Origin of the sequence: Hahella sp. CCB-MM4 (assembly GCF_002260525.1) — a bacterium.
Lineage (GTDB): Bacteria > Pseudomonadota > Gammaproteobacteria > Pseudomonadales > Oleiphilaceae > Hahella.
Window position 1 is genome coordinate 61943 of sequence record NZ_MRYI01000005.1, and the last position, 17020, is coordinate 78962.

The 17020-nt window shown below is 51.3% G+C and carries 18 protein-coding genes; 12 read left to right on the top strand and 6 right to left on the bottom strand.

Annotation, left to right across the window (positions count from 1 at the left end; translation table 11 throughout):
- Positions 1-156: 156 nt before the first annotated feature.
- Complete coding sequence (locus tag BTA51_RS11435; protein ID WP_094707598.1) at positions 157-1755, bottom strand: isocitrate lyase; 1599 nt, start codon at positions 1753-1755, stop codon at positions 157-159.
- A 425-nt stretch (positions 1756-2180) separates the two neighbouring features.
- On the opposite strand from BTA51_RS11435, the gene BTA51_RS11440 reads away from it, so the two are divergent.
- The 6 genes from BTA51_RS11440 to BTA51_RS11465 all read left to right on the top strand — a co-directional run bounded on the left by BTA51_RS11440 (position 2181) and on the right by BTA51_RS11465 (position 5772).
- A complete protein-coding gene (locus BTA51_RS11440; RefSeq protein WP_094707599.1) occupies positions 2181-2507 on the top strand; it encodes a metalloregulator ArsR/SmtB family transcription factor in 327 nt (108 codons plus the stop codon).
- A 108-nt stretch (positions 2508-2615) separates the two neighbouring features.
- Complete coding sequence (locus tag BTA51_RS11445) at positions 2616-3038, top strand: YeeE/YedE family protein (protein WP_094707600.1); 423 nt, start codon at positions 2616-2618, stop codon at positions 3036-3038.
- A gap of 15 nt (positions 3039-3053) precedes the next feature.
- On the top strand, positions 3054-3470 hold the full coding sequence (locus BTA51_RS11450) for a DUF6691 family protein (protein ID WP_094707601.1): 417 nt from the start codon (positions 3054-3056) through the stop codon (positions 3468-3470).
- A gap of 42 nt (positions 3471-3512) precedes the next feature.
- Entirely contained in the window at positions 3513-4127 is a 615-nt protein-coding gene (locus BTA51_RS11455) for an Hpt domain-containing protein (RefSeq protein WP_094707602.1), read from the top strand.
- A 101-nt stretch (positions 4128-4228) separates the two neighbouring features.
- Positions 4229-5281: a methyltransferase domain-containing protein gene (locus tag BTA51_RS11460; RefSeq protein WP_094707603.1), complete on the top strand. Its 1053-nt coding sequence runs from the start codon at positions 4229-4231 to the stop codon at positions 5279-5281.
- A gap of 32 nt (positions 5282-5313) precedes the next feature.
- The gene (locus tag BTA51_RS11465; RefSeq protein WP_246841008.1) at positions 5314-5772 is read left to right on the top strand and encodes an arsenate reductase ArsC; all 459 of its coding nucleotides are present in this window, start codon (positions 5314-5316) and stop codon (positions 5770-5772) included.
- Positions 5773-5875: 103 nt separating this feature from the next.
- On the opposite strand, the gene BTA51_RS11470 is transcribed toward BTA51_RS11465, so the two are convergent.
- Both BTA51_RS11470 and BTA51_RS11475 read right to left on the bottom strand, forming a co-directional pair.
- Positions 5876-6649, bottom strand: a complete 774-nt coding sequence (locus BTA51_RS11470) for a hypothetical protein (protein ID WP_094707604.1) — start codon at positions 6647-6649, stop codon at positions 5876-5878.
- A gap of 208 nt (positions 6650-6857) precedes the next feature.
- The gene (locus tag BTA51_RS11475; RefSeq protein ID WP_094707605.1) at positions 6858-7673 is read right to left on the bottom strand and encodes a DUF547 domain-containing protein; all 816 of its coding nucleotides are present in this window, start codon (positions 7671-7673) and stop codon (positions 6858-6860) included.
- 270 nt (positions 7674-7943) lie between these two features.
- Between BTA51_RS11475 and BTA51_RS11480 the strand changes: the two genes are divergently transcribed.
- Positions 7944-9992, top strand: coding sequence for a methyl-accepting chemotaxis protein (locus BTA51_RS11480; protein WP_094707606.1), 2049 nt, complete (start codon positions 7944-7946; stop codon positions 9990-9992).
- A 26-nt stretch (positions 9993-10018) separates the two neighbouring features.
- Here BTA51_RS11480 and BTA51_RS11485 read toward each other — a convergent pair whose 3' ends face one another.
- Entirely contained in the window at positions 10019-10414 is a 396-nt protein-coding gene (locus tag BTA51_RS11485) for a DCC1-like thiol-disulfide oxidoreductase family protein (protein ID WP_094707607.1), read from the bottom strand.
- A 210-nt stretch (positions 10415-10624) separates the two neighbouring features.
- Here BTA51_RS11485 and BTA51_RS11490 point away from each other — a divergent pair, with 210 nt between their 5' ends.
- Positions 10625-11569 (top strand): sensor domain-containing diguanylate cyclase, encoded by a 945-nt coding sequence (locus BTA51_RS11490; RefSeq protein ID WP_094707608.1) that lies wholly within the window; start codon positions 10625-10627, stop codon positions 11567-11569.
- 41 nt (positions 11570-11610) lie between these two features.
- Here BTA51_RS11490 and BTA51_RS11495 read toward each other — a convergent pair whose 3' ends face one another.
- Positions 11611-12180, bottom strand: coding sequence for a DUF1439 domain-containing protein (locus BTA51_RS11495; protein ID WP_094707609.1), 570 nt, complete (start codon positions 12178-12180; stop codon positions 11611-11613).
- A 319-nt stretch (positions 12181-12499) separates the two neighbouring features.
- Here BTA51_RS11495 and BTA51_RS11500 point away from each other — a divergent pair, with 319 nt between their 5' ends.
- Entirely contained in the window at positions 12500-13036 is a 537-nt protein-coding gene (locus BTA51_RS11500) for a DUF1439 domain-containing protein (protein WP_094707610.1), read from the top strand.
- On the opposite strand, the gene BTA51_RS11505 is transcribed toward BTA51_RS11500, so the two are convergent.
- Positions 13023-13490 carry a TetR/AcrR family transcriptional regulator gene (locus tag BTA51_RS11505; protein ID WP_094707611.1) on the bottom strand — a complete coding sequence of 156 codons (468 nt, stop codon included), beginning with the start codon at positions 13488-13490 and terminating at the stop codon, positions 13023-13025. The genes BTA51_RS11500 and BTA51_RS11505 overlap by 14 nt on opposite strands.
- Before the next feature lie 143 nt (positions 13491-13633).
- Between BTA51_RS11505 and trpB the strand changes: the two genes are divergently transcribed.
- The 3 genes from trpB to BTA51_RS11520 all read left to right on the top strand — a co-directional run bounded on the left by trpB (position 13634) and on the right by BTA51_RS11520 (position 16883).
- Positions 13634-14956, top strand: a complete 1323-nt coding sequence (gene trpB, locus BTA51_RS11510) for a tryptophan synthase subunit beta (protein ID WP_094707612.1) — start codon at positions 13634-13636, stop codon at positions 14954-14956.
- On the top strand, positions 14949-15722 hold the full coding sequence (trpA, locus tag BTA51_RS11515; RefSeq protein ID WP_094707613.1) for a tryptophan synthase subunit alpha: 774 nt from the start codon (positions 14949-14951) through the stop codon (positions 15720-15722). The genes trpB and trpA overlap by 8 nt, the downstream gene beginning before the upstream one ends.
- A gap of 90 nt (positions 15723-15812) precedes the next feature.
- Entirely contained in the window at positions 15813-16883 is a 1071-nt protein-coding gene (locus tag BTA51_RS11520; RefSeq protein ID WP_094707614.1) for a hypothetical protein, read from the top strand.
- The last annotated feature ends 137 nt before the right edge of the window (positions 16884-17020 follow it).

The following is a 17020-nucleotide window of genomic DNA, read 5'->3' on the forward strand; positions in this document are numbered from 1 at the left end:
CACCTTTATGTTATAGGCGTATGGGCGGTATGTGGCAAGCGGGAGAAGAAGCTATTGTGAGCGTCAAAGAAGGGATAAATGCAGATGGCAGGCGGCCGGAAGCCGCACAAAAAAAAGGGGCAGATTACTCTGCCCCTTGCCAAATCGGAATTCCGATTAGCCAAACTGGTTCATGGTGTTGTCTTTACCGGACGCTTTCAGCGCGGCATCACCAGAGAAGTATTCTTTGTGATCGTCACCCATGTCGGAACCGGCCATGTTCTGGTGCTTAACGCAAGCGATACCCTGACGGATCTCTTTACGCTGTACGCCAGCGACGTAGCCCAGCATGCCTTGCTCACCGAAGTACTCTTTGGCCAGGTTGTCAGTAGACAGGGCCGCAGTGTGGTAGGTCGGCAAAGTGATCAGGTGGTGGAAGATACCCGCTTCGCGAGCAGCATCACGCTGGAAGCTCTGGATACGACGGTCAGCTTCTACAGACAGCTCGCTTTCATCGTACTCGGCGCTCATCAGAGCAGCACGATCGTAGGCAGATACGTCTTTACCTTCTTCAGTCCAGGCATCGAATACCTGCTGACGGAAGTTCAGAGTCCAGTTGAATGATGGGCTGTTGTTGTAAACCAGCTTCGCGTTAGGCACTGCTTCACGAATGCGGTTAACCATCGCGGCGATCTGGCCAACGTGAGGCTTCTCGGTTTCGATCCACAGCAGGTCAGCACCGTTCTGCAGAGAAGTGATACAGTCCAGAACTACGCGATCTTCGCCAGAACCTTTCTTGAACTGGAACAGACCGGAAGCCAGACGCTTGGGCTTCAGCAGTTTGCCGTTGGCTTTAACAACCACATCACCGTTAGCGATGTCGTCAGCGCTTTCTACATAGTCGCCGTCCAGGAAGCTGTTGTACTGATCACCCAGGTCACCTGGTTCGTTGGTGACAGCGATCTGCTTGGTCAGGCCGGCACCCAGGGAGTCAGTACGGGCAACGATGACACCGTCGTCTACACCCAGCTCCAGGAATGCGTAGCGAACCGCACGGATCTTGGCCAGGAAGTCAGCGTGAGGAACGGTTACTTTACCGTCCTGGTGACCACATTGCTTCTCGTCGGAAACCTGGTTCTCGATCTGGATACAGCAAGCACCCGCTTCGATCATACGCTTGGCCAGCAGGTATGTGGCTTCTTCGTTACCGAAACCAGCGTCGATGTCAGCAATGATCGGCACAACGTGAGTTTCATGGTTGTCGATCTTGGCTTGAACTTCAGCTTCTTTTGATTTGTCGCCAGCTTCACGTGCAGCATCCAGCTCACGGAACAGACCACCCAGCTCACGAGCGTCAGCCTGACGCAGGAAGGTGTACAGTTCTTCGATCAGGTCAGCAACGGAAGTTTTTTCGTGCATGGACTGGTCAGGCAGAGGACCGAACTCTGAACGCAGAGCCGCCACCATCCAGCCGGAGAGGTACAGGTAACGACGCTTGGTGTTACCGAAGTGCTTTTTAATCGCGATCAGTTTTTGCTGACCGATAAAACCGTGCCAGCAACCCAGAGACTGAGTGTACTGAGCAGTGTCAGCGTCATACGCAGCCATGTCTTCGCGCATGATTTTGGCAGTGTACTTGGCGATATCCAGACCAGTTTTGAATTTGTTCTGGGCGCGCATACGAGCGGCGTACTCAGGGTTGATTGCGTCCCAAGTCTTGCCAGCAGTTTCTTTGATAGCTGCTACAGCTTGAATGTCATTTTGATATTGAGACATGTGCTGATCCTCAAGATATCCGTTATTTAGTGAGACCATTCTGGTATACGACTGGCCTGTTTCAATGTTCGGATGGAAGTCTAAGAAACCGGGGAGAATAAATGAAATATATATTATCGATACTCGATATAAATCAGGTGAATATTTGCCACGTGTCAATTTTACGACTTTAGTATTAGTCGCAAGTGGATGGTTTTGCTCATTTTTTATGCGACCATTATTTTAGACATTGCTAATTTAGAATTTTCTAATATAGAATCTCTTCAGGTCAATATAGAGCCTCTTCGGGTCAATATAGAGCCTCTTCGGGTCAATAATTAATCATCTTGCCGTCTAAAGAGATTATGAACCCCGAATCAGGACCAATACCGACAACTGAGCCAATACCGACGCCTGAGCCAAAACCGATAACAGGGCCAATACCGATGAATGAATCAATCACCGAAGAGCTGGGCGAACTGGCCCGGCTGGCAGAAAACGCGAAAGAGGCTGCCGGTTTATTAAAAGCCATGGCTAACGAAAATCGCTTGATGATCCTGTGCAGTCTTCTGGAACGGGAACTGCCTGTAGGGGAACTCAATGCCCGGGTTCCGCTCAGCCAGTCTGCGCTGTCCCAGCATTTGGCAGCTCTTCGTAAAGCCGGACTGGTCAATACACGTAAGGAAGCCCAGACCATCTGGTACCGGCTTGAGGGGACTGCGGCCCAGCAAGTAATCAGTGTTTTGAAGGACCAGTTCTGCGCAGCAGATTAATCCGGGTAAATCATGCGGCTGCAGGAGTCATCGTGCAGCAAAACTTTCCTTACACCGGAAACCGTTCTATCCATTAACTGAACAAGCTCTACCTGAGGAACAACATTTATGTCTCTTCCATTGGATTTCGCCTGGCCACTGACCGGCGGCATATTAATCGGGCTGGCAGCGGTATTAATGCTCTGGCTGTTGGGTAGGATTACGGGCATCAGCGGCATCCTGTGGACCTCCCTGGTGGAAACGGATCGCCACTGGCGCCTGGCCTTTGTCGCGGGTCTGATTCTGGGTCCTTTGCTGGCACATTACTTCTTGAACCTGCCGATTCCTGAATCCGGTGGCCGGAACTGGCCGTTAATTATCGTTGCCGGGCTGCTGGTAGGCTTCGGCACTCGACTGGGCAGTGGATGCACCAGCGGACACGGTGTCTGCGGATTGGGCCGTCGTTCGCCCCGTTCACTCAGCGCGACCCTGACGTTTATGGCGACGGGGATCATCACCGTGTTTATTGTCCGCCATTTGCTGGCAGCCTGACAGGAGGAGACATCCATGACTCAATTAATCGCGCTCATTTGTGGAACATTATTCGGAATCGGCCTGGCAATTTCGGGCATGACGGACACACATAAAGTCCAGGGTTTCCTGGATCTTTTTGGTGCCTGGGACCCTGCTCTGGTCTTTGTCATGGGCGGAGCTGTGGTGACAACGTTTATAGGTTTTCACTTTGTGCAAAAACTTACACGGCCTACTTTCGCGGATAAGTTTTCTTTGCCGACCAATACCAGCATCGATAAACCTCTGCTGATTGGGGCCGCGTTGTTCGGCATTGGCTGGGGCCTTTACGGTTACTGCCCCGGCCCTGCGATTGCCAGCCTGGCCTATTTTCGTCCTGAATCTGCGGTGTTTGTCGTGGCCATGGTCACCGGCATGTGGGTGGAAAAACTCTGGCGTGAGCGTAGTATATAAATACTGTCATGTTTTCCCTGCCCGTGGTTTCCAGGAGGCATTATGAATTCAGCGCATGCTGCCGCTTCAGACAATGAGGAAATTTTCAGCCCGGTCCAGTTGGACAGACTAGCCGGTCTGGGCTCCAGGCAAAAGCAGCAGATCATTCGGTTGATGAAGGATTTCATCATAAAGTGGCCGCAAGAAGTAGAGCGCTCTGAACAATTATTTCGGGATGGAGAGCAGAAAGAGGCCGCCAGAATTCTTCATACTCTGAGGGGCTCCTGTGGGACTGTCGGCGCAAAGAAGCTGGTTGACACCGCATTCAAAGCCGAGAAATCCATGCCCGCGGTGTCAGAAGAGGTTACCCTGGCCAATATCCAGGAAGTCAAAAAAGACCTGGACGACATGATCAGCGCCGCAACCCAGTGGCTCGCCAATCTTGAGGAGGAGACTTCCCTTCAACAGGAAACCAGTCCGTTGGACAGAGAGCAACATCAACAGTTCCTACAACACCTTCAAACACAGAATATGACGGCCCTGACTCTGTATCCGGAACTCCGGCCCTCATTGATAGCCAAGCTACCCCAGGAATCACTGACACGGCTTGATGACGCAATCAATCACCTCGACTTTTCCACAGCAAGCCATATTATCGAGCGAATCGAATTCGATTGAACTTTTCACTAACCAACCTGTCCAATCTCTGAAGTCGATGTCTGTAAGACATCCTGGCCCGGATTTTTCTGCTTCAGAATAACCAGAACAATGGATCTCCTATGCGTGACGAAGTACAAGATTATTACGGAAAGACCCTCTCTTCCTCTGAAGACCTGCAAACCGATGCCTGCTGTACAGCCGGTGGCACCCCAGAACATCTGAAACCCATTCTCAGCAAAATCCATGATGAGGTCATGTCACGCTACTATGGCTGCGGACTGATTGCTCCAGACCATCTGGAAGGTGCCCATATTCTTGACTTGGGAAGTGGGTCCGGCCGCGATTGCTACGTGCTCAGCGCTCTCGTAGGCGAACAGGGAAGCGTCACCGGCGTGGATATGACCCGCGAGCAGTTAGAGGTCGCAGAGCGTCATGTGGAGTATCACCGGGAGGTATTTGGTTACCGCCAGGGTAACGTCCGCTTTCTGCATGGATTTCTGGAGCAACTGCACGAGCTTGAACTGAAGCAGAATCATTTCGATATCATCGTGTCCAACTGCGTATTGAACCTGTGTACTGACAAAGCCGCCGTTCTACGCCAGGCCTACGAGCTGCTGAAGCCCGGAGGCGAACTGTATTTTTCTGACGTTTACTGTGATCGCCGGGTTCCGGATGAGCTGACCAAAGATCCGGTTCTCTTTGGCGAATGTCTGTCCGGCGCATTGTATTGGAATGACTTTGTAAATCTGGCCAAACAAGCCGGTTTTGCCGATCCCCGTCTGGTGGAGGATCGTCCTTTGACCATCGACAATCCAAAACTGGAACAGAAAGTGGGGAACCTGCGTTTCTTTTCAGCCACTTACCGCCTGTTCAAACTAGATGGCCTGGAGCCTGCCTGTGAAGACTACGGTCAGGCAGTCCGCTACAAGGGCACGATTCCCAATGCTGGCGACCGCTTCGTGCTGGACAAACACCATGTGATTGAAACTGGCCGGGTCTTCCCGGTTTGTGGCAATACCTACCGTATGCTGCATGACACTCGTTTCCGTCCCCATTTCGATTTTTACGGTGACTGGAGCATCCACTATGGGATCTTTGACGGCTGTGGCACCAGCCTGCCTTTTGATTCTGTTGAAGGTGATGGCAGTGCATCCGCTGGTGGCTGCTGCTGATAGCCCTGATGTGAACTGACCGGGAGACTTACGTGGATACATCCAACCCAACCCCAGATCGCAGAAAGCTGCTCTTTTTGTGTACAGGCAATTCCTGTCGCAGCCAGATGGCAGAGGCCTTGGGTAAAGCCCTGTTGGGAGACCAGTTCGATTTTTATTCTGCCGGGATTGTTGCTAATGGCATGAACCCGAATGTGGAAGCGGTTATGAAAGAGCTCGGAATTTCCATGCAGGGGCACTATTCAAAGACCCTTGAAGAGCTTTCAGATGTATCGTTCGACTATGTGGTCACGGTATGTGACCACGCTGCGGATCACTGTCCGGCGTTCCCCAACCAGGTTCCTCGTTATCATCAGCCCTTCCCTGACCCGCCCAAACTGGCCAGGGAGGATATGAACGAAGAGGAGCGCCTCGATTGCTATCGACAGGTGAGAGATCAGATCAGGCGATGGCTGCAAAGCCAGCTCTCCATACAACGCGAGCTTGCTTAAGCGTGGCGTGGCGTGGCGTGGCGTGGCGTGGCGTGGAGAGAGTAGCATCGTGCGAATAGCAATGGTGTGGATAACCGTGACTTGTATGAGCAATTCGCTACCGCTATGAATCCCGGTATGTCTTCAGCCGGTTAATCCATCCTGGTAGCCACTTCTCCCGCTCGATAGGATTTTCTGCATTTTCAGCGCGCCGGGTTAGCACCTTGACAGCTGCCTGTTGAAAACGCTGCAAAGGTTTTGAGTCAAAATCCTCAGGCATCTGCTGCAATACCTGGAGCAGACCCCAACCCTGCCCCTGGTAGGTTTCCTTTGCTGACAGACCTTCCCCCTTAAAATTCACATAGTCTATCAGGGCATAGACACCACCGGGGGTTCTGGTGATGGCCGTCAGTTTCCGGCGCAGACGGTCCTGTTGATCTTCAGGCACCGCATCCAGCACCCGCTGCATCGACTCCCTGGCACGCTGGTACATGAATTCCGCCTGGACTCCCTGAGTAGCAACAAGAAACTTTCGCAACGTCCAGATTTCCGTGCTGTCCTGCCGGTCCAGGAACGTGGGCCGATCCGGCCATGGAGCATCAAATGATTCAAGCTCATCCATCCAGGTGGGAAGCGATACGGCATTATCGTGCATGAAATCGATCAACAGAGGAAAGCTTTCCACGAAAGGCTCGTCTACCCCGGCGGGATACCAGATAAAATGGCCAATTCCCAGAGAGGGAAACGCCTCACCTTCATTCCAATGAACCAGACAGGATTCTTTACCGGAGCATTCGTTCTGGAAAATCTTCTGACCAACCCAGTCCAGCTGCTCAGGTGTCAGGGCAATAGAGAAATCAGCCTCTTTGTCTGCACATCCAGTGAATAACAACAGCATCAGAACACTTTTGAAGAAGCAGGATTGTACAGCCGACCGCACCATTGACCTTTATCGAATTGGGAGAGATCAATGATTCTCGCATGTTCGCTGCAGCCTTCGCCAGATCCGTATTTTACCGGATGTTGGTCAGCCAATACGGCATCCCCTTTCCTCTCTCAAAGTCCATGGAGTCCCATCGAAGGTTAGCGGGAAAGCAGGTGGTTGGTTATTTAACTTCATTCAAACGCCAGTCATAGTCATAATCAATATCACCATCAAAACCTTCCAGCGCCTTCTTTAACTCAGGCCCGGCATAGCGTTCCAGATGTTTCAGAACGTCCGCTTCACTATTGCCAAAATCCTCCCGGTACCATTTGTAAATAGATGACAGCAGTAAATCACCGCGCCGCAGGCTGACACCTCTCTCGTGATTAATATAGTCCCGGGCACCCTGCTCCAGTAAACGCTCCATGTTGTCAGACGTATAGGCTTCTGCTGCCAGATTCGGGCAGCTGTAACTGGCGCAGTTCACCGCATAGTGAATCCGCTTATCCTGCCATATGGGTCGCAGAATTTTATGTTCGATATCATTCAGTGTCAGCGGAACTCCTGCCACTTGCACCGCTTTGTCATCCCATGGCCCGAATGAGAAGAACGATTTACCCAGCTTCTTGATCGACTTGGTCGGATAGTGTTTGAGAATCAGATCAACTGTCAGCGCGTTATAGAGATTAATCCAATAAGCTTTCTGTTCGGCCCGCGAGTATTTTCTGGGATCGAGACCGGCCAGGCTGTCGATGTACTGTTCCAGCTGTGTCCTGTCAGCGGCGGAAACTTCCACATATCGAAACAGATGAACACCAGAAGGATCTGAGATTTCGAGGTATTTCGACAGAATATGGTCCCATCGACTGTGGTCGATGACTGAAGGATTGCCCTCATTGCTCTGTTTCCACAGACCTGTTTCGGTGGCAACCGCCTGAAATGACAACATCACAGTCCATGCCAGCACCAGGACTCTGGCTAAGTGGCTCAAATTCATTCTGCCTCCCTGATTCAAATTATTCGGAACACTCGACGAAGTATGATTAAGTACCCCGTGGTTACTGATTTGACAGGATAAATCCTGACAGGTTCCCACCAATCATCCCTGTTTAATTTTCGGGAATCTGGATTAAAACAGTCGCGAAATTTGTTGAAAATGCTCGCCAACAATATTTCTTAACATCCTCTTACAGTATTCCATGTGGTCAATACGCCAGATGCCAACTATTCTGAAATAAAACAAAAAGCACTGCGATAGAGGTCTAACGTGGCAAGCATTATTCCTGCGCAGGTGAGTGCAAAGTTCAATAGCATCAGCTTCCGGGTGGTGTTTTTGCTGGTACTTACCGCCATCATTATCTTTGGAATTTTTGCCTTTACATGGAATGGACTTGGACAGATTGAAGAGCGTTTTGATCATCTGATCAACAATGTCAGCAAGGCTGACGACCTGTCGGATGCGCTCACGATAAATTACCTTCAAACGACCAAAGGCGTTAACGAAATTCTGTCTGTCAGTGAAGTGGCGCAGATCCAGCAGAAGCAGACAGTAATTCAATCCCTGACCCCGGACTTTATCAAGGACGCCAAAGAGCTATCAGGTGTATTGCCCGAAACTGAAGGGGATGTACGCAAGCTGCTGAACAGCCGAATCCAGTTGGACAACCTGGTGGAAAACGTGGTTCAGCTGCAGATCCAGGCGATACAGCTGGATGAGAAAAATCTGGAGCTCAGCGCTACTTTCAAGCAGAGAGGCGACGAGGTTTCCAAAGAGCTGGAAGAACTGATCTCCCTGATCAATATGTTCGCCAGTGATTATCCGGTTGTCATCGAAGCACAAAACCTCAACAAAACCATACTGTCCCTTCAGATCGTTCTGACCAAATTCATGTCGGAACGAAATTCCGAGACATTGAAAAAGCTGCGGATCGAATTCGAAGACCAACAGAATGAGGGTATCGCCACCCTGGAAACCCTTAGCCGAATGGTGGAAGACGAACAGACTCTGGAAGACATTGCCAGAATCAAATCCGGCTATGAGGCCTGGCTTGCAAAAGCCATCAATGAAGAAAAGATTTTTGAATCCAGAACCGCACAACTGGAGACCCGCGCCAAGGCCTTATCACTGGTAAATGATGTCGAAGTAGTCATCGGCCAGCTGGATGCGACCGTTAACCGGATCAAACAATTTTCACTGGAAGCCATGAGAGATTCCGAGGAATCCACCAATCAGGTGGTTTCCCAGGTAACCAAAGCCATTTCAGTCGGTGTGCTGGTCGCGGCCGTAGCTTTTGTGCTGGTGGCAATCATCCTGCTGAATGTGGTGATCAAACCCATCAAGGAAATCACCCGGCGGGTACTGGATATCGCCGAGGGTGAAGGGGATCTTACCCAGCGCATCAATCTGGGTAGTCGCGGCGAAATCGGTGTTCTGGCGTCTCATTTCAACACCTTTATCAGCCGCATCCAGGAAGTCATTACACATATTCGGGATGCCAGTGAGAACATGCTGAATAACTGCAATGAACTCAACACCTGTGCCCACAACACGACCGAATATAGCGAGAAACAACGCTCTGAAGCCGTTTTGCTGCTCAATGACATGTCGGCCCTTTCCAACTCAGTGGATGTGGTGGCCCAATCCTCCGAGCAGGCCATCACCCTGGCAGAAAAAACTGCACACATTGGGGAACAAACCAAGGGCCTGGTGGAAGATTCTATCGCCGCCATCGAAGCGCTGGCTGTTGATATCAGCCAAGGGGCAGAGATTATCAATAACCTGGGCGCTGAAATTGGAAATATCGACTCCGTCGTGAATGTCATCAACTCCATTGCCGAACAAACCAATCTCCTGGCGCTCAATGCCGCCATCGAAGCCGCCCGCGCTGGCGAACAGGGCCGCGGATTTGCTGTGGTGGCAGATGAGGTCCGCTCGCTCGCCTCTCGTACCCAGGAAAGTACGGCCGACATTCAGGCCATGATTGAACGCCTGCAGCAGGGGTCGAAAAATGCCACCAGTTTTATGCACAAGAGCCAGATCAAAGGCAACGATACCGTGGATGAGGCTCGTGCGACTGGAACCCATCTCGATGAAATGGTCAGTGCCATTACCAACCTTCGCCATATGAGCCACGAGATTACCAACGCCACGCAAGAACAGATGGCTTTGGCTGGGAGCGTCAACCAGCGCATCAATGTGGTGGAAAGTATCAGCCGGGATACGGACCAGGAAGCTCATCGCAGTGAAGGCTACAGCGAGGAAATGAACACTCTCAGTCAGGAACTGAGTAAGCTTGTGCGCAGGTTTAAGATCTGATGTGCATCACATCAGTAAATGACAGCTCAGGAATCGGAGGATGTACCGGTATTATCACAGTTTTGGCAGACCAGCCGACCATCCTCCTGAAGACGCCGGGTCACTGAACGCCGATACCTGACGCGCAAGGGCTCTCTTATCCAGGGAAGGGAAATCAACCATGCCAGGGGTTTGAGCCAGATAATCTGGTTAAGCAGTACGATGTAACTCTCAATATCCTTTTCGACATGCCCGTCAGGAAGCTCGATATGCAGTTTCAGCTGCGCTTCCAGGGGATCAATGCCTTTCCCTCGCAATAAAGTCTCCTGTCCGGTGATATCGCACCAGTTGACCTTGCCTTCACCCGCCCACCGGTCATAGCGACGACGGTCACGCCGACACCCGGCGCAGGAAGCATCATAGTAGACAGTTATTTTATCCATAGCCCATTATAGGTCTGTGGCTATCCAACCTCCACGTTAGGGATATACAGAATTGCAACAAACAAAGCATTCAATATTGCCAAAAAGGGACTATGCTTTAAGTACTATTGGTCCCCCTTTGGGACAAGCATGTATATCGATTGGCCGCAGACGCTATCAGGCTGAAAGAAACAAGAAATAACAACAGACTCATTGGAAGCGGAGCCCGGCATGTTTTCCAAAGATAAAGGAATACAACGAAAACTATTCGATTTTGTGGACAAAAGTGGCGATGCCTACGCGGTGTTCAACGATGAAGATGCGTTGATCTATTGCAATGTTTCCTTCGCCGAAATTTTTCACAGTGACTGCAAGGACCTGCTGGGTAAAACATTCGAAGATCTGGCCAAACAATCCTATGAATTGAACCAGGGATTGCGCATCGATGCGGACGACCTTGAAGGCTGGCTGCAATATGCGCAAAGTGTCCGGCGCTCGAAAGACTTCAGGATTTACGAGGTTAACCTGACCGATGGTCGCTGGTATCTATTTTCAGAGCAGTTGAACGATAAAGAAGAACTGCTGGTACACGCCAAAAATATTTCCGAGCAGAAACGCTTGGAAGAAAGAATTCAACAAAGTAACCATAAGCTCCGGCAGCTAGCGCTTACTGATGAATTAACCGGTATCGCCAACCGGCGCTGTTTTACCAGCTCAGCCGAAGCGGAGCTCAACCGATGCTGGCGCTCCGGTGCTCAGGCCGCCCTGCTGGTTATAGATATTGATCACTTTAAAAAGCTTAACGATCAGTATGGTCATCAGGCTGGCGATGCCGCCCTGGTACATATGGCGAGCCTGATCCGACAGACGTTGAGAGAGTATGATATTTTCGGGCGCCTGGGAGGCGAGGAGTTTGGTATATTCCTGGGTCAGGCAGATGCAGACCTGGCTGAACAGATCGCAGAACGCATTCGGCATATTGTGGATAACCACCCCGTGCGATACGAGGAACAGGTGATTCCCATGACGGTTTCCATCGGTGTCACCAAAGCCCCCTGCGACACTCCCTATGATCAATTGTTCGAAAAGGCGGATGAGGCGCTTTACGATGCCAAGGAAACCGGGCGCAACCGCGTTGTCGTGAACACCATCAAAGCCAACAGTACTCCCGCCTGAAGCAGGCGGGAACCTGGATATTCTCTATTGATTCTTACAGTCTACTTGCGGGAAGCTTCCGCAGGCACCAGCACCAGTTTGCCGGGAGCCACCTTGATATCAAGATCGGCCATTCCCAATAGCTGACCGGTGAGATTGGACTCATCCAGACGGTATACCGGCATGGTCTCCAGCATCTGCGCAAGTGCACGCATAAGATTATCCGTCACCGGCTTGAAGTCCCCTTTGAATAGCGTCGACTCTACACGGCTGTCGAGCAGGTTAAGACGGCGAATATAGATCGCCTTTTCATCGCTTTTATACACCGGGGCACCTTCCACTTTCAGAAACACATCCACCGGTATTTTAGTGACCAACGCGTTTACCGCGACTTCCCCCTGCACACTCAACACCGCAACTTCGCGGCCATCCGGCCCCAACGTTATATCCACATCGCTCAGTTTCACGCTCAGGGGAGATCCTGATTTAAGCTGCTCCTGATCAAACCGCTGCACCTGCTCCTGCAGGTAGCCTTCCAAAGTGCTCTCGCTAATACTCAGCGGTGACCAAGTAGCACAGGCTGAGAGGAAGGCTGTCAGAAAAGACAATATAAAAACAGATTTCATGTTCATGACGTAATAATATCCGGACCAGTGAAAACAGGCGGGGGACGATACCCGACGCATATGATGGTGTGTATAACACGTTACTCCGGAATAGTTAATCAGCCTTCCATCTTTAATGGTCACGGTAACGTTTTTTTAATGATCCCCATGACAAAGTGAATGGATGCACAAATGCTATTGCGACATGCTCGTCCGCACATCCACGATTTGAACACCGACACAAAAATCACGCCTGACAGGTTACCGGCTGGACTCTCTTGAAAGGACTCATTAGGCTGCCAGGGTCTATGGAAAACTGTCAAAATCAGGAACTCGACATCTGACCATGCATCCGCCACATGCTTTTTCGCCCTATCATATAAGCCGCCAGATTGTGCGAGCCCTGGCTTACAGGCTGGCTCTGACGGACAAGGCTCTGGAACGACACCTGGGGCGGTTTTTCCCTCTGGAAACCCGCAAATTGGGTATTTACATCCAGCTCGCTGATCCCCGGGTAAAACTCGACGAACGTGCCAATCGCATCCACCTGCGGGTGCAATTATTGGTGCGGCTGCCGGGCCAGATTAAAACCGAAGGGCACTTGGAACTGTCAGGAGTACTGGTTTATGACACAGAGGAAGGAGCGTTTTATCTGAACCGGCCCGAGATCTGTGAATTCGCGCTCGGGTCGATTCCACCGGGTTACCTGACCCCGGTAAGAGTTCTGGTGAGGAGCCTGTTATCCCGCTTTGTGGTGAACGTGCCACTCTTTAAGTTTCGCAATACCAGCCTGAAGCACAGGCTGGTTCGTTCGGTCGTCCGTAATGTGGAAGTTCACCGAGGCAAACTTCGGGTACGCTTTGCCATCCCTAAGCGGGTCTGAGCCGGCTCCACAGTTGATGACTGATCCAGGCTTGCAGGTGGTCGTCGGTCATGGATTGAATTTCCAGATGTTTATAACAAGTAATAGCAAGATCCCGCCATTTGGCGTCATATTCCTGCCAAAAGCGCTCTGCCGTATTTTCGAACCGCCAGCCTTCACCTATCACCAGCCTGTACAGTGATATGGCCTCGTCATTCCACCAGGATGTTGCTAACCGTTCCTCCCAGTGTATTTCCGAGAAAATCTCATCAAGCGTCACCGGATGCAGTTGCATCCAGCGCTCGACAACAGCGGAGATTAACTCCGACTTGTCCGGAAAATGGTTGTAAACCGTCGGCTTGGATACCTGGCAGGCACTTACCACCATGTCGATGGAGGTGCCCTTAAATCCATTTTCCAGGAACACGCCGGTTGCGGTTTGCACAATAAAATCTTTCTTTGATGCCCTTGCCATTTGATTCCTTTCGCTATATTTTAACTAAACCGTTTAGTTTAAATTGGGTACACCCCAGCATTATCTAACAAGGGGTCGATAAGTTCTATACCTGGTCAGGAAAAGCCTGATCAATGCACAGAAATATGCAAAGGAGATTCACCATGATCCGCAGCCAAAATGGTATGTTCGGCGATTTCGGGGGCCGCTTTGTCCCGGAGATTCTGCTTCCGGCATTAACAGAGCTGGAGCAGATGTTTGCCCAGTTGCGGGAAGATGCGGATTTCTGGCAGGAATATGTCACCCTGACCCGGCAATTCAGTGGACGTCCAACGCCGCTGACCCCATGTCATCGGCTGTCAGATCATATCGGCGGCGCCAGAATATGGTTGAAACGGGAAGACTTGAACCACTCCGGAGCCCATAAGGTCAACAATGTGCTGGGACAGGGCCTGTTGGTGAAGCGTCTGGGCAAAAAACGGGTCATCGCCGAAACCGGCGCCGGTCAACACGGATTGGCCACTGCAATCATGGCCGCAAGGTTGGGATTGGAAGCCACCATTTACATGGGCGCTGATGATATTGAGCGTCAGTACAGCAATGTTTTCTGGATGCGCCAGCTGGGCGCCAATGTGGTTCCGGTTTCTACCGGGGCGCGAACTCTCAAGGAAGCCATGGACGAAGCACTTCGGGATTGGGCTGCCAGCTGTGAAACTACTCACTATGTTTTGGGAACCGCCTGTGGTCCGGCCCCCTTCCCTGAGCTGGTGACTTATTTCCAGAGTGTGATTGGTATCGAGCTCCAGGACCAGATTCAAGAAGCCATCGGTAGGCTGCCGGATGCCATCGTGGCTTGTGTCGGCGGTGGCAGTAATGCCATGGGAGCGTTTTCCCCGTTCCTGGATCACCATGACGTCACATTAGTCGGCGTGGAAGCCGGCGGCCGCGGAATGGGAGATGGCGATCACTCCATCAGATTAAAACCCGACACCGCCGAAACCGGTATAGCCCAAGGCTTTAAAACCCTGTTCCTTCAGAATGAAGATGGTCAGTTGGGACATACCCACAGCATTGCCGCCGGTCTGGATTACGTAGGGGTTTCACCCATCATTGCACACCTCAGCCAAAGCGGAAGACTCACTGCCGACTCAGCCAATGATGAAGAAGTTCTGGAAGCATTCAAATTGCTCATGAAATTTGAGGGTATTATCCCCGCACTGGAGTCTTCTCATGCATTGGCCGGAGGATTTCGAAAAGCGGCCACCATGAACAACGACCAGCATCTGGTCATCAACCTGAGTGGACGGGGCGACAAAGACATTTTCAATGTCGCCAGAGCTTTCCCTCAGCCCGAGTGGACCGCATTCCTGCAACGGGAGCTGGAGCGGCATACTCAAGAGCCTTCAGCGCAACAGGAACCTTCAGCAGAACAAGAGCCGTCAGTCCAAAAAAGCGACACAGCACATAAGGAGAATCGCCATGCTTAAGTCGGGAACCTCTTTACAGGTTATGTCTCACGCAGTGGTTGGTTTTCCTTCCCTGGACGAAAATCTACGGGCAATTGATGGTCTGGTCAGTGCCGGTGTGCGCATGATTGAGTTGCAGGTACCGTTCAGTGATCCGGTTGCGGATGGCCCGACTCTGGTCAACGCCTGTTATCTTGCGCTCAAGCAAGGTGGCTCCGTGGCCGCCACGCTTGAGCTTGCACGTCAGGCCACAGCACGACATCCCCAGGTCACTTTCATCCTGATGAGTTACTTGAATCCTCTTTACCGGTATGGATTGGAACAATGCTTTCGTGATGCCGCCGAAGCAGGGATACAGGGTCTGATCATTCCGGACTGGCCGGTAGAATCGGTGGAGCCCATGTTACCGCTACTGGACGAATTGAATCTGGCTCCCGTCCTGATGGTGACCCCCAACACTCCTGAAAGCCGGCTGCAACGAATCTGTCAGGCCAGCCGCATGATGATATATGTTGTCGCACGAATGGGAGTCACCGGACACCAGACCCGATGGGACGAAGCGTTCGATCTCTATTTAAACCGCATACGTCAATATACCGATCTGCCACTGGCTGTGGGTTTTGGGGTGCGCGATGCCAGCGACCTGAAGGCCTTGAAACACAAGGTAGAGGTCGCCGCGGTCTGCTCCCGTTATATCGAGTGGCAGGCAGAGTCCGGAAGCGAGACGGCAGCCAAGAACATGGCGACACTGATCACAGAAGCGGATCTGCCCCCATTTGGGGGATGACTATCATCGACTGTTTACCAATAATTGGCCCTCCTGGGGCTGCCGACCATTTGGCAGCCCCACTACAACAACATAAGGGACTAGTTAAACATGTCGACCAAATACTGTATTGCCCTGTTAGCCTCGGCGACCCTGCTAAGCGGGTGCATCGAAAAAGAAATGATCGTCAAGGTACCCGATGCAGAGAACCTGATGTTTGCCAGTAACGGTGACCTGCTGGTGACCGGTGGCAGCGGCGTCTTCCAGGTCATGCGTGACGAAGATCAGAACGGCACCGTCAGCTACAGCAAACGTTCGTTATTCCCGGATTTCAAATGTACTTTTACAGGACTTGCCCAGCGGGATAATTGGGTATTTACCGCCTGTGAACGAAGACAGTGGCTGGTATTTACCAATAACTACCTGTTCGCGGCCAACCTTGAAGAGCCTGACTATCAATTCCAGGTTATCTCACCTTCCAGCAATGACCCCATGGATTCTCTTACCATTCCAAATGGCATGGCCTTTACAGCCAGCGGCGACCTGTTAATTTCCGATACCAACTTCTTCGGTGTCTCAGGAATTGCCAAGGCTACCCTGGATTTCGATGGAGATTTACCCCGCATCGCCAGCTTTACCAAAAACTGGGTGGGTGCCAATCATGGTTTAAGTAATGCTAACGGACTGAAAATCGCAGGCAACTATCTGTATGTTTCCGATGGCCAGAAGGTTAAGCGCTTCACCATTGAAAACAATGGCAATGTGCCAATCTATGTAGACGATAAGGATGGAAATCAGGTGCTTAACGAGACCGTTATGTGGGAAGCGCCGGGAGCCATTGTCGACGATATCCAGACCTATTGTGGCGGCATTGCACTAACTAACTTTATCACCGGACGCATACACTACGTTGCCGCCTATACCGATCCTGATACTGGAGAGGAATCGTTCCCTGTGATCTTTTCTTCTCCCCCGTTCGGCTTTGACAGTCCGACAGCTTTGGCCATCGGAAGCGGACCCTGGTTCGACGGACATGACTTGCTGGTAACTGAAAAAGGGATATTGTTTGACCAGACTTCGTCAATTGGGAATCGACTCAGCAAGGTCCCGATGGGCGTGGATCTTGATGACCCTGACGCATGCCTGATGATTCAGGCTCAGGCGGAATCACAGTTGCATTAAGTACTGATCGGGCCGTTACCTTATGAAGGTAACGGCCTTTTTATCCGTTGGATTACCTTAATCGGCTCACCTTTTGATTAGCCTTCCGGTCATCCTTTCAATTAACTTTCAGCCTGGCCTTTCAATTAGCTTTCAGA

Coding starts and splice junctions, on each gene's coding strand:
- BTA51_RS11435 (WP_094707598.1), bottom strand. CDS start 1,755: ATGTCTCAATATCAAAATGACATTCAAGCTGTAGCAGCTATCAAAGAA.
- BTA51_RS11440 (WP_094707599.1), top strand. CDS start 2,181: ATGAATGAATCAATCACCGAAGAGCTGGGCGAACTGGCCCGGCTGGCA.
- BTA51_RS11445 (WP_094707600.1), top strand. CDS start 2,616: ATGTCTCTTCCATTGGATTTCGCCTGGCCACTGACCGGCGGCATATTA.
- BTA51_RS11450 (WP_094707601.1), top strand. CDS start 3,054: ATGACTCAATTAATCGCGCTCATTTGTGGAACATTATTCGGAATCGGC.
- BTA51_RS11455 (WP_094707602.1), top strand. CDS start 3,513: ATGAATTCAGCGCATGCTGCCGCTTCAGACAATGAGGAAATTTTCAGC.
- BTA51_RS11460 (WP_094707603.1), top strand. CDS start 4,229: ATGCGTGACGAAGTACAAGATTATTACGGAAAGACCCTCTCTTCCTCT.
- BTA51_RS11470 (WP_094707604.1), bottom strand. CDS start 6,649: ATGCTGTTGTTATTCACTGGATGTGCAGACAAAGAGGCTGATTTCTCT.
- BTA51_RS11475 (WP_094707605.1), bottom strand. CDS start 7,673: ATGAATTTGAGCCACTTAGCCAGAGTCCTGGTGCTGGCATGGACTGTG.
- BTA51_RS11485 (WP_094707607.1), bottom strand. CDS start 10,414: ATGGATAAAATAACTGTCTACTATGATGCTTCCTGCGCCGGGTGTCGG.
- BTA51_RS11490 (WP_094707608.1), top strand. CDS start 10,625: ATGTTTTCCAAAGATAAAGGAATACAACGAAAACTATTCGATTTTGTG.
- BTA51_RS11495 (WP_094707609.1), bottom strand. CDS start 12,180: ATGAACATGAAATCTGTTTTTATATTGTCTTTTCTGACAGCCTTCCTC.
- BTA51_RS11500 (WP_094707610.1), top strand. CDS start 12,500: ATGCATCCGCCACATGCTTTTTCGCCCTATCATATAAGCCGCCAGATT.
- BTA51_RS11505 (WP_094707611.1), bottom strand. CDS start 13,490: ATGGCAAGGGCATCAAAGAAAGATTTTATTGTGCAAACCGCAACCGGC.
- trpB (WP_094707612.1), top strand. CDS start 13,634: ATGATCCGCAGCCAAAATGGTATGTTCGGCGATTTCGGGGGCCGCTTT.
- trpA (WP_094707613.1), top strand. CDS start 14,949: ATGCTTAAGTCGGGAACCTCTTTACAGGTTATGTCTCACGCAGTGGTT.
- BTA51_RS11520 (WP_094707614.1), top strand. CDS start 15,813: ATGTCGACCAAATACTGTATTGCCCTGTTAGCCTCGGCGACCCTGCTA.